Annotated in this window: 8 protein-coding genes and 1 tRNA gene; 4 read left to right on the forward strand and 5 right to left on the reverse strand. The window is 65.8% G+C overall.

Features of this window, described 5'->3' with window-relative positions:
* Positions 1 to 20: 20 nt before the first annotated feature.
* The 4 genes from S2M10_RS21635 to S2M10_RS21650 form a co-directional block, all read right to left on the reverse strand.
* Entirely contained in the window at positions 21 to 2,537 is a 2,517-nt protein-coding gene (locus S2M10_RS21635) for a glycoside hydrolase family 9 protein (RefSeq protein WP_247650953.1), read from the reverse strand.
* Between the two features lie 98 nt (positions 2,538 to 2,635).
* Positions 2,636 to 4,576: a sialate O-acetylesterase gene (locus tag S2M10_RS21640; RefSeq protein ID WP_247650954.1), complete on the reverse strand. Its 1,941-nt coding sequence runs from the start codon at positions 4,574 to 4,576 to the stop codon at positions 2,636 to 2,638.
* Between the two features lie 16 nt (positions 4,577 to 4,592).
* Complete coding sequence (locus tag S2M10_RS21645; RefSeq protein ID WP_168847924.1) at positions 4,593 to 6,134, reverse strand: tryptophan halogenase family protein; 1,542 nt, start codon at positions 6,132 to 6,134, stop codon at positions 4,593 to 4,595.
* Between the two features lie 83 nt (positions 6,135 to 6,217).
* On the reverse strand, positions 6,218 to 9,118 hold the full coding sequence (locus tag S2M10_RS21650) for a TonB-dependent receptor (RefSeq protein ID WP_168847925.1): 2,901 nt from the start codon (positions 9,116 to 9,118) through the stop codon (positions 6,218 to 6,220).
* 238 nt (positions 9,119 to 9,356) lie between these two features.
* On the opposite strand from S2M10_RS21650, the gene S2M10_RS21655 reads away from it, so the two are divergent.
* From S2M10_RS21655 to S2M10_RS22490, 4 genes are all read left to right on the forward strand, one after another.
* Positions 9,357 to 10,034: a SapC family protein gene (locus S2M10_RS21655; RefSeq protein ID WP_168847926.1), complete on the forward strand. Its 678-nt coding sequence runs from the start codon at positions 9,357 to 9,359 to the stop codon at positions 10,032 to 10,034.
* Complete coding sequence (locus S2M10_RS21660; protein ID WP_348770655.1) at positions 10,031 to 11,050, forward strand: cupin-like domain-containing protein; 1,020 nt, start codon at positions 10,031 to 10,033, stop codon at positions 11,048 to 11,050. Before S2M10_RS21655 ends, S2M10_RS21660 begins: the two co-directional genes overlap by 4 nt.
* Positions 11,051 to 11,236: 186 nt before the next feature.
* The gene (locus S2M10_RS23040) at positions 11,237 to 11,368 is read left to right on the forward strand and encodes a hypothetical protein (protein WP_282098076.1); all 132 of its coding nucleotides are present in this window, start codon (positions 11,237 to 11,239) and stop codon (positions 11,366 to 11,368) included.
* Positions 11,365 to 11,625, forward strand: a complete 261-nt coding sequence (locus tag S2M10_RS22490; RefSeq protein WP_211091215.1) for a hypothetical protein — start codon at positions 11,365 to 11,367, stop codon at positions 11,623 to 11,625. Before S2M10_RS23040 ends, S2M10_RS22490 begins: the two co-directional genes overlap by 4 nt.
* A 398-nt stretch (positions 11,626 to 12,023) precedes the next feature.
* Here the strand turns inward: S2M10_RS22490 and S2M10_RS21670 are convergent.
* A tRNA-Ser gene (locus S2M10_RS21670) sits at positions 12,024 to 12,114 on the reverse strand.
* Between the last annotated feature and the right edge of the window lie 23 nt (positions 12,115 to 12,137).

The following is a 12,137-nucleotide window of genomic DNA, read 5'->3' on the forward strand; positions in this document are numbered from 1 at the left end:
GTTCTGGAACGTCGGATCGTTCAATTTGCGATCCGGTTGAGCCGGGCACCCGCATTGGCGAGCGCGATGTACATCGCGCCTTCCGGTACGACATATTCGTTCTCCCCCCAGAAGAAGGGCCAGTCGTCGCGATTCTCGGGATAGTCCGGCTTCAGCACCAGCACGCCGGGCACCACGCCGCCCGGAATGAAGGAGAAGTCCGCCCGGTTGCTGCCATAGGCGACCTCCTTCGACAACGCGCCGACGCCGGATACCAGCGAACGGTCCGATGCCGGGTGGTGGCCGTGCAGGAAGTCGAGCGCGCGCTGGACCGGCGAGGCGTCTACCAGCTCGGGGAAGGCGCGGTGCAGTGCATCGCCGGTCAGGCCGAAGTTGAGAACGCTGCCGCTGCCCGCCCAGCCGCCTGTCGTGATCGGTACGCCGAAGGGGTTTTCCTTGCCCATCGCCCGCGCCTTTGCCGCCCATTCGCGCACCGCCGGTTCAAGCGCGGCGCGATAGGCCGCGGGCATGAACGGCAGCGCTTTCACCATGGTCGTCGCGGTGAAGGCGAAGCTGCGCAGCATCGCCGGGGTCAGCGCCTGCACCCGCTCGGCATAGCGTGAATCGCCGGTGGCAGCGAGCAGCTCCACGGCCGCGGCAAACTCCTCCGCTTCCAGCGGCCCGCCGGTGGTGTTGCCGTGCTGGAACAGGTCCGGCGCATGGCGATGCTCATCGGCCCAGATTTTCTGGGCGACCGCGAGGCAGCGGCCGGCGAAGGCGGCGTCGCGATCCTTCCAGGCGCGGTAGGTTGCCGCCAGTGCCGCGGCGGAGCCATAGTCCAGCGCGGATGCCTTGCTGGTGAAGGCCCAGCGATCGTCGGGCGTGCCGCTGCGCCCGCCCTTGCTGTCATATGCGCGCTCGAAGGGCTTGAGCTTGGAGTCATAGACCAGCCCGTCCGTCTTGCTGGCGGCATCGCCGAGATGGGTATACTGGCCGACATCGGGCTCGACGATGCCGTGGATCGCATGGCCGACGGCATCCTGCTGGGCGAGCAGCTGCAGGCTGCCATGCCGGATCTGCTGCAGGATGTCGGGCACGCCGTCGGGCACGTGGATCTCGACACGCCGCGTCTCCCAATCGACCGACACCGTGTCGCGGTCGATCCCGAACGTCTCCCACGCGTCCACCAGCTGGCGGATGACCTGATACTGGGTTTGGGTACGGATATCGAAATCGCCTGCATCCAGCCAACCGCCGACGGCGAGACCGGGAATATGCTCGCCGGGCTTGAATGGGGTGTCGGTCGTAGGCCCCTGGCGATAGAGATCGATATGCTCATGGTTGAGCGGCGCCTGGCGGGCATCGTCGCGGTGGGGATCGCCATGCCACACCCGATAGGCTTCGTTCACCAGCATATGGTCCATCGCGATGGGCAGATAGACGTCGCTGGTCAGGTTCCACACGTCCCGCAGGATGCCAGGCTGGATGGGAAAGGGAGCCGTCCGCGTGTCGGCATATTGGATCGCGTAGGTCCCGGGCGTCGTAACCTTGCTGAAGTCCAGTTGAAGGTAGCGGTAGCGCAGGTACCTGCCCCATTCCCGTGCCGGCGGGGTGGCGACCGGCACGAAGCGGCCCGCCGCATCCAGTCTCAGCAGGCGCGGCTGCAGGGTGCGTGCATCATCGCGGTCTAGCTCGATCGTCGCGATCTTGGGCCCCTGGGGCGTGTAGCCGACCTGGGAATGGCCGATCACCGGCGGCCGGAGCCAGCCCGGCACGCTGGTCGCGTCCAGGGTCCATTCGACGACCCGCCCGGTCCGGCCCGCGGGCAGCAGCTGGCGGACGACGTACCAGCCGTTCTGCGCCTGGTTGCGCCCGTCGAACATGGCGAGCATGCCGTCGCCGGTGCGGATGCCGACCCGGCGCGCGGGGTCCTCGGGCGCCAGCACCAGCGCGCGGCCGCTGGCAAAAGGCAGCGGCTCGGCGCCCGGCCCGTCACTGCGGCCGCTTGCCGCATTGCGCTCGGCCGTCGCGGTCATCCGGTCGGCGGGGTAGCGGGGAAACAGCGCCGATGTGCCGTCCACCGTGTAGCTGTGATGGAAATAGGCGGAGGGCACGAATTCCAGGTTGAGACCGGCCTTGCCGACCTGCGACGCCGGCAGCGGAGAATCGAGCAGCACCGAAAAGACCACGCTTGCCCCGCGGCGCTCGGCGCGGATGGTGTACTGGAAGTCGGGATATTTCAACGTTGCCTCGATCACGCCCGCCGCCTTGTCGACACGGCGGGACACGAACACACCGGCCGGGTCCCACTGGCCGGGCGTGGCAGCGAGGCGGACATCGCCGTTCGTCGCGGTACGAAGGCCCTGCTGGATCAGTTCGACCCCGCTGATCTTGGCATCAGCGAACAATCCTTCGTTGACGTTTGAAAATACCAGCCAATTGACGCCGGGAGATTCGAAATAGTCGGACCGGTCCAGCCGAAGATCGGTCTGCGCACAAGCTGGTATGGCATAGGATAGAAGTCCAGCAACGGCCATCGTGCCTCTAAACACACGCATCCAGTTCGCCCCTCTTTTATATGTTGATCCAGAAAGCTTCGGTAGATCGGCCTGAGCGGAGGTTTATAGGTTCCGAACCATGCGGGTGAGGCAATCCATCACGAAACCGGTATTTCAAATGTGCCGATGGGCAGGCGCGCGTCGTCCGCCAGATTGGTGGCGGGCGCATCGGCCCAGGCGTAGCGGACCCGGGTGATCGGCTTGTCGTCGCCGGTGAGCGTCACGCTGGTGCCCGCCGCGCGTGCCGCGGCATAGCGGCAGCTGCCCGGCGACGGGCCGCAGAGTTCGAAGCCGATCGCCTGGTCCGAACTGCTGGCGTGGAGCGCGCCCTGCACGCCGGTGAAGTGGAGCACGACATTGCCGCCCTGGCGTTCGGCCGAAGCGATCGCGGGGCCCGCGCGGCCGTCGCGCGCGCCGGCCAGCGCCGCGCGCATCGCCTGGGCGAGCCGCTGGCCGACGAGGCGCTTCTCGCCCGGGTGAATGTCCGCAGCGTCGCCGATGTCGAGCGTGACGGCCAGCCCGGCATGCGGATCGGCTGCGGCCACGCGGCGCTGCGCATCGCGCACATCGGCCCAGCCGCTTTCCGATGGCGCGGAAGCGGGCGCGCCATAATTGGCGAGCTGCGCGATGACGAATGCGGTCGACGGGCTGCCGAAGCGTTCCCGCCAATCCGCCATCATCGCGCGCAGTCGACGGTCGTAGCCGCGGATCGCGGTGTCGGACTCGCCCTGGTACCAGGCGATGCCGGCGAGGCGGATCGGCGCGAGCGGCGCGATCATCGCGTTGAACAGCGTGCCGGCACCGTTGATGTCGTCCCACGGCACCCGCGGTGCGGCGCCCGACACGGGCCGGGCGATCGCATAGCGCCAGCCGCTGCCGAGCGGGATGCTGGTGCCGTCCGCAAGCGTCAGCCGCATCGCGTCGACCGGCCCCAGCATGCCGCCGAATGCATAGACGTCGTCGTCGTTGACGGTGAAGATGTTGCGCCCTGGCTGCAGCGTGCCGGCGGGGAGCACGTAGATCCGCGGTGCCCCGGCGAGGCTGGTCCCGCCGACACCGATCCCGTTGACCCAGGTGCGGTCGGCATCGTCGATCATGCCGAGCGACAGGGTGGCGGCACCGCGCGCCTGGGCATCGGTAAGCTCGACCGTGCGCTGGTACCAGAGCATGCCGTTATAGTTGGCCAGCTCGGGCACACCCCAGCTTTCGAAATTGGTGAAGGCGGGAACCGGGCGCCAGGCGAGCAAGGCGTTCGGCTGCCATGGCTCCGATCCGGCAGTGTCGCCGCTGGCGCCGCGCCACCAGGCATCCCACAGCGCCGAGGTGCGCCGCGTCGCCGCCGCGGGATCGCGGGCGTAGAGGGCGAGCAGGTCCGCATCGTCGGCAAGTCCGCTGCGGCGCAGGGCCGCATCGCTCATCCAGGCGCTGATCCGCGAACCGCCCCAACTGGAATGGATCGCGCCCACCGGCACGTCTCGGTCCCGCCGCAGCGACTGGACCATGTACAGGCAGGCGGCGGAGAAGGAAGGCGCCGTATCCGGGCCGGCGATTTCCCAGCGGGGCACGGCATCGAACTGCGCCAGCGGGCTGGCTGCGGACTTCTTGGCCACCGTCAGCAACCGGAGGCGATCGTCGACCGGCGCATGCGCCTCCGGGAAAAGGCTCTGCGCGTCGCGGACCTTCATCTCCATGTTGCTCTGGCCCGAGCAGAGGAACACGTCGCCGATCAGAATATCGTCCAGCACCGTCGCGCCGCTGGGTGCCGCCAGGGTGAGGGTGAAGGGGCCGCCGGCAGGCAGGGCGGGCAGTTGCGCCCTGAACCGGCCGTTGCGATCGGCCGCGATGCTCAGGCTGCGGCCGGCCAGGCTGATCATCACGGTTTCACCCGCGCGAGCGCTGCCGGTCAGGGTGATGGGCTGATCCCGCTGGAGCACCGCATGGCTAGCGAACACCCCGTCCAGCCGGGGCTGGGCGTTCGCACCGGTGGCGGCGAGCAGGCCCGCCATCAGGGCTGCGAGGTCGATCCATTGCCTGGGCATCCGTCTACTCCGTGGTTCAGATTGGCTGGAGGCCATGGTGGACGATCCTGTCGATCAGCGACCGGTGCCTGGGCAGACCCTGCAGCAGCCGATCGGTGTAGATCTTGTTCTCCCGACGGAGACGCGCGGCCTGCTCGGCATCGGCCTCGAAGGTGCCCGGCGGAATCCTGGTCCGGTGCCCCATGCCGTACAGGACATATTGGTAGCTGGCGGAGGGAAACACTTCCTCGACGCGATCGAATTCGTCGTGCAGCCACGGCGCGTGATATTCCCACAGCGCCATCAGCGCCCGCAGGCGATCGGGGATCGTCTCCGCACGCTGGTTGTCGCGCCAGAAGTCGGTGTCGGTACGCTTGGTGAGCGCGTAATGGAGCTTCAGGAAATCGATGATCCTGCCCCAGCGATACGAGGTCGTGTCGTTGTAGCGGCGGGCAACGGTGTCCATCACCTCGCGGCAGGCGGGCATTTGCTCGGCAATGATCTTGGCGGAAAGCTCGATCAGCACGATCGCGGAGGCTTCCAGCGGCTCGAGAAAGCCGGCGGCAAGGCCTACCGCGACGCAGTTCCGCTTCCAGAACGTCTCGCGATGGCCGGAGCGGATGGCGAGGCGGCGGACGGACAAGTCGCGCGCGGCGGGGCCGACATAGTCGCGAAGCGCGCGCTCGGCGTCGTCGACGCTGGTGTGGCTGCTGGAAAAGACGTGGCCGACGCCGCGGCGGGTGGGCAGGCCGATGTCCCAGATCCAGCCGGCCGATTGCGCCGTGGAAATGGTGTGGCTGGCGATGGGGTCCTTGGGATCCGCATAGGGGACCTGCATGGCGAGCGCGGTGTCGCAGAACAGCACATCGTCGCACGCGCGAAAGCCGACGCCCAGCGCCTCGCCGATCAGCAGTGCCGCGAAGCCGGTGCAATCGACGAACAGGTCGCCGGCGATGGAGGTGCCCTGCGCGGTTTCGAGACGGTCGATGTCGCCGCTTTCGCTCAACTGCACGTTGGTCACATCCGCGAGCACGTGCCGCACGCCGAGCGTGTCGCAGCAATGCCGCTGCAGGAAAGACGAGAATTTGCCGGCGTCAAGATGATAGGCGTAGTTGGCGATGCCGTCATATTCCGCCGTGGCGATGGTCTTCGGCGCGAGCCCCGCGTCGCAGATTCTCCCCTGGGGAGTGACCGCGTCGCAAAAGCTCTGCTGGTCCTCGTCCGCCAGCCAGTGCGGCACGAGGTTGGTCTGGGCAAAGCCCTGGGGCAGCATCAGCGGATGATAATAGCCGTCATCGGCGGTGCCGGTCGTCCAGCGGTTGAAGCGCGCGCCCTGCTTGAAGGCGGCGTCGCACTGGCGGAAGAATTCGGTCTCGGACACGCCGATCTTGCGCAAGGTGGTGCGCAGCGTCGGCCAGGTGCCCTCGCCCACGCCGATGATCGGCACGCTGGGGGATTCCACCAGCGTGACGGTAAAACCCTGCGCGCGGCGGGCCTGATGGCGCGCGGCGATGACGCCGGCCGTCAGCCAGCCCGCTGTCCCGCCCCCGACAATCACGATGTTCTTGATTTCGCGCATAGGTCTGCCCGATGCCGATGCCGATGCGGGGGCGGGGTACGGCTGCGCGCACCCCGCCCGCGGATCATTGGTACGCCGCGGTATCAGAACCGATAGCGCACGCCCAGCGTGTACCGCCGACCATAGTCGAACACGTCGAGCAACTGGTTGCTGTAGCGACCATGGGTGCTCTGCTGGTTGTTGTTGAGGTTCAGCGCTTCGGCGAAAACGCTGAATTGCTTCGAGATGTCGTAGCTCGTCGTGAGATCGACCTGGAAGCTCTGGTTCACGAATGTCGGCTCCGCACCGAACGAACCGGTATTCTGGTTCTGGCCGAACTGGAGCAGATACTTGTCGCGCCAGTTCAGGGCCGCGCGGATCTGGAACCCGCCCTTGTCGTAGAAGCCGACGAAGTTGGCCGAGTTGGCGAGGCCGGTGACCGCGAACCCGGTCTGCGAGATATTCTTGTCGTCATAGGGTCGATTGGTGTCGACCAGCGTGGCGTTGGCCTGAAAGCCGAAGCCCGAATTGCCGAAGACGTGCTGCAACGCAAGCTCGACACCCCGGACCGTCGCATCCGGCCCGTTGACCTGCTGCGAAACTGCGAAGCTAGCCAGCTGCCCGGTGGTCGGATCGACCACGCCGTTGATCGCCTGCCGGGTAACGCCGCCGACGATGAAGTTCGACACGTTCTTCAGGAAGAACCCGACCGAGAGGTAGGAGTTGCGCTGGTAGTACCATTCCGCGCCGATGTCGAAATTGTCGGCGAGATAGGGCCGCAGGTTCGGGTTGCCGCCGCTCGCGGACAATGCCCCGACACGCTGGCCGCTGCCGACGTTGAGCACCGGGTTCAGCAGGTTGAGCGTGGGTCGCGTCAGCGTCCGCGAGGCGTCGACGCGCAGGATGAGGTTGTTGGTAAGTTCGAGCTTCGCGTCGAAGCTCGGCAGCAGATAGGAATAGGAGCTGTTGTTCGTGACGCCCTGGATGTCGGTATAGGTCGGCACGCTGAGCAGCGTCGGATCGGCGAGGCTGGTGACGAGCTGGGTCGGCAAGCGGCCCTGGCCTGTCGCGACCAGGTTGGTCGTCTCGTTGCGCACGCCGGCGTTGAGGGTGAACGGCATGCCTCCGACATCCGCCTTGAAGCTGGCGCTGAGGAACAGCGACCAAGTCCGTTCCCGGACGCGTAGCACGCTGCCGGGGTCCACGGCCTCGTCGAAGGTGCCGGTGAACCCGGTGACGCTGTCGTAATTATAGCCCGGGATGTTCTTCGCCTGCGGATTGCCCAGGCCGGTCAGATATTGCTGATAGGCGACCGGGCTGAAGATGAACACCGACGGCGGAAGCGCGCCGCCGAAGCCCGGGATGAAATTGTCGAGACTGATCGAGCCCTGGTACAGGCTGGCGGGCAGCGGCGCGATTCCGGTGGTACGACCCGAGGGAGCACCATAGCCGGCATAGGCCTGCCAGAAATTGTTGGTGAAGGTGCTCTGGTTGCGGAAGTTGAACGTGTCCTGGTAGAACTGACCGCCCGCCTTCAGCGTCAGATTGTCCTGCTTCCAGGTCGCCGCTGCGCGGAATTGCGCGAGGTCGTCGGTGTTCTTCTGCGTCTGGTTGACGGTGACGTGCGAGCCGATCAGCGCGGTGTTCGCCCAGTTCGCGGCATTGCCCGCCGGCCCGAAGTTGCTGATCGTCGGGAACGAATCCTTGCTGTCCCCGGTGACGTTGAAGCGCAGCACGTTGCTGAGCGTGCCGCCATAGCCGATGTCGCCGTTCTGGCTGCCGATCGTGTCCCCCGGATTGAGCCAGCTCTTCGCATAGGCGGCATCGGCTTCCAGGGTGAGGTTGTCGGACGCCGTGTACTTGACGTTCAGGCCCGTCTGGTTGGTCTGCAGGATCTGCTTGTTGAGCGCCGCGGTGAAGTCGGTCGGGGTGCCGGCCTGGGTGAAGTCCACCGCGGTGCCGTTCTCGTCCAGCGTCACGTTGCGCAGATCGCCCTGGTTGAACCAGACGCCGAACGCGTAATTGTCTTGGGTGATGTTCTGGCGGGAGAAGTTGTTGTCCAGCGTCACCATCAGTTCTTCGGACGGATGATACTGGAGCGAGATGCGGGCATCGACGCGCTCGTCGCGCACGCGCTGCTGTTCGGCACCATATTGCTGCGGGAACCAGCCCGGCAGCGTCTTGTTGGCAAGCTGCGCCGCGGTGCAGGCCGCGGTCAGCTGGCATGGCGCGAAGTTGCCGCCCGGCCAGCCCGACACATAGACTCGATTGGTATCAGTGTCGCGGCGGGTATAGATCACGTCCGCCAGCACGCCGATCGTGTCGTCGGCGAAGGTGTTGCTGAGCAGCAGGCCGCCGGTCGGCACGATCTTGTCGGCACGATCCTGGATCGAGCCCGATGCCGTGGCGGCCATGCGGAAGCCGGGATGATCGAAGGCGTTGGGGAACTTGATGTCGACGGTGGCGCCGATCGAGCTCGAGGAGAGCGAAACGTCGGGCGTTTTCAAGACGGACAATTGCCCGATGAAATCCACGCCCACCGTGCTGAAATCGATCTGTCGCCCGCCGGTTGCCGTGGAAATGCGGCGGCCGTCATACAGCGTGGTGTTGAAGTCACCCCCGAAGCCGCGGACGGTGATCCCGGTCGGCTCGCCGCGCGATCCGGACCGCTGGATGGACACGCCCGGCAGGCGCTGCAGCGACGCTGCGACGTTCGAGTCCGGAAACTTGCCGATGTCTTCCGCAGAGATGACATCGACCACGCCCGACGACTCGCGCTTGATATCCAGGTTGCGCTGCAACGAACCGCGCAGGCCGGTGACGATGATTTCCTCATCGGGTCCGGGGCTTGCCTGCACGTCCTGCGGCGCGGCGCCGGTCGCGGCCTGGCTCTGTGCTTGGCTCGGGGCCGCCGCCACGAGGGCAACGACGCTCGTCGCGCAGGCGAGGGTGGGTAACGTTAACGAAACTTGCGTGCGAACGCGACTCGAGAACGAAAAGGCCATCTCGGTATCCCCTCTCTCAGTCGCGCCCCTTCTGCGGTGAGGGATCACGACATGTGAACCCGCCGGTGGAAGCGGGGGAGCGTTCCTCCCTCGACCCCGACAAGTTAGCGGTAACAATATCAAAGCCGCTACCGGATGCAAGTTTATAAGTCGGAGCAAATATCACGCTTGGCCGCATCGGGCAGGACGGTGCATCACGGGGCCGAAAGATCGATAACGACGCGACGAGGAGACGGCAGTGGAACAATGGGAAAGCCTCAGCTTCGAGCAGCATGCCGGGCTCCGCGTATCGCAGGCGCCCGACGCCCGCCGCCACTTCGTCCAGATCGTCGCCGACGAGTTCGTTGCGGCGGCGCAGGAATTCGCCATCTTCTTCACCAAGCACCCCCAGACCGGAGGCTTCTATGCGGGGGCGGTGCTGGGGCTCAAACCCCATCAGAGCTTGAGCGGCGAGAAGGGGCGGCTGACGGGATACAGGCCCGCCGATCTGGAACGGCAGGGCTTCTACCTGGTGGAGGACGGCATCGTCATCGATCGGAATCACGCGGTGTTCTCGGCGGTGGAAGGAGAGCGTCTGTTCGAGGCGGATGGCGAACCCAGCGCAGCGCTGCGGCGGATACAGCGGGCGCTCGGCACGCTGCAGGTCGGCCTGCCGGCAACGGATGCCGCCATTGCACGGCTGCTCGATCACAGGCTGCTGGAACCGATCGATATCAACCTGAACTTCGATGATGGGAGTTCCATCCAGCTCGACGGCCTCTACACCGTCAGCATGGACCGCCTGCACGCGCTGCCCGATGCCGCCGCGCTGGACCTGTTCCGCCGCGGCGATCTCCAGCTCGCCTATGCGCAATCCTCCTCGATATCCCATGTCCGTCGACTGGCACGTCGATACAATGACGGCCTGGCAGCGTGACCCCGGTTCCGGCGACCCTGGCGGAATCGGCGCTTGAGGATCCGGCCGCGTTCCAGGCTGCCGTGATGTATCGCTGCGAACCCATCGTGCTGCGCGGAGCGGCGCGAGCGTGGCCGATCATCTCCTGCGCAGACCTGCGGGAGACCGCAAAGCAGATCCTTGCGTTCGACACGGGCAAGAATGTCGACCTGTTCGTCGGCCGCCCGGAAATCGGCGGCCGCTATGGGCATGCCGACGGGGACCTGCGCGCGTTCAACTTCACGCATCGAACGATGCCGTTCCGGGAAGCATTCCAGCGCATTCTCGACACGGCGGACGTGCCCGGCCACGAAACGCTGTACATGGGATCGCTGACGTCCGAGACCTATCTGCCGGGCATCGAGCGCCTGACGCCGCTCGCCTTCCTGCCCTCGACGCTGCGACCCCGCTTCTGGATCGGCCATGAGTCGAGTGTCGCCTGCCACTATGATGCGATGGATAACCTGGCCTGCGTCGTCGCCGGCAAGCGGCGGTTCATGCTTTATCCCCCCGATGCGATCCACGACCTGTATGTCGGGCCGATCGACAATACCATCGCGGGCCAGCCGATCAGCCTGGCGGCCGCAAGCACGGTCCCGGACGAACGCTATCCCCGATTCGAGAAGGCGCGGCATCGTGCGCTGGTCGCCGACCTGGAGCCCGGGGATGCACTCTATATTCCGAAGCTCTGGTGGCACCAGGTGGAGGCGACCGGCAGCGTCAACATGCTGGCGAATTTCTGGTGGGACGGGTTCGCTGCGGGGCCGGACCAACCCTATACCACCATGTTGCTGGCAATGATCGCCATTGCCGAACGGCCTCCCGCCGAGCGCGCCGCCTGGCGGGCATGGTTCGACCACTATGTCTTTCGGCCGGACGGCCATCCGCTCGCTTTTCTCGAACCCGCGCAACACGGCATTCTCGGGCCGTTGCGGGAGGGCAATTACGGCCGCATCCGAGCCGCTGCGATGCGCTTGCTGCGACTGGGCGCGCAATAGCGGCGCGCCCCCGGATCCGGTGGGGCATGTGGCAAAGGGCAGCAGCGGTACATCTGAGAGGTCGCAGGCGTTGGGTTCGCGCCGGTTGGCCTTTGGTGGGATGATCGGCAGGATGTCGCGGATCAACAGGTTCGCCCGGACGGCATCGCCGTCATAGCCTTTGTCGGCCAGCAGCGCCTGAGGTTGTTGATCGGCAGCGCCATCAAGGTCGTCGACGGCGCCGTAGCCCGACGCTTCGCCTCCGGTCAGAACGAAGCCAAGAGGGCGTCCTTGATTGTCACGGCGGGCGTGGACTTTGCACGTAAAGCCGCCGCGTGATCGACCAAAAGCCTCCCTATGAGGCCCCCTTTAGCGCCAACTGCCGCAACATGGCCCCGGCCCGAATTTATCGCGGCGCGCCACGTCTTAACCTTGCGACCGATCGCGACAATGTCCTGCTGGAGCGGATCGGCAACGACGAGGGCGGCGACGTCCTGGGCGGGAGTCAACAGCATTGCAAGTGCGAGATGGATGACTTCACTCACCCCATTTTCATCTTGTCGTGTTCGTGGTGGACCATTTCGGCAGATCTCTGAAATGTCGGAATGACCTGCCGCTCCTGCTTGCGCTCAGCGACACGGGCGCTGCCCTGCGCTGTCTTCCGGCGCGTAGCGAAAGCGGCGTCCCGAGCCTATTGAGCGACACGACCTTGCAGGAGCCCAGCCCGATATCCTGCCGCTTCCCATTATTCTGGCTGCTCCCTTACCATTGATTTCGAGAAACAAGCCATCTCCGTCGGAATAGCGGCCGGGCTCGGTGAGCGACCGGATCTGAGCGCAGTACGCTTTCCCACGCAACCTCCACCTCATTCTTCCCCACACTTCGCGTGAGATCGTGTCGGGTAGAGTGAAACACCGCGAAACGGAAAGCCGCTCATTTGTGCGGCTTTCTAGCAGTTTTCAGCGGGTTTTGGGAGCTCCAAAAAGGGCGCAGGTGGCGGAGCGGGAGGGATTCGAACCCTCGATACGGTTTTGCCGTATACTCACTTTCCAGGCGAGCGCCTTCGACCACTCGGCCACCGCTCCGCAGGATACCTGGAAGGCGCGGC

The organism is Sphingomonas sp. S2M10, from assembly GCF_012650175.1.
Classification (GTDB): Bacteria; Pseudomonadota; Alphaproteobacteria; order Sphingomonadales; family Sphingomonadaceae; genus Sphingomonas.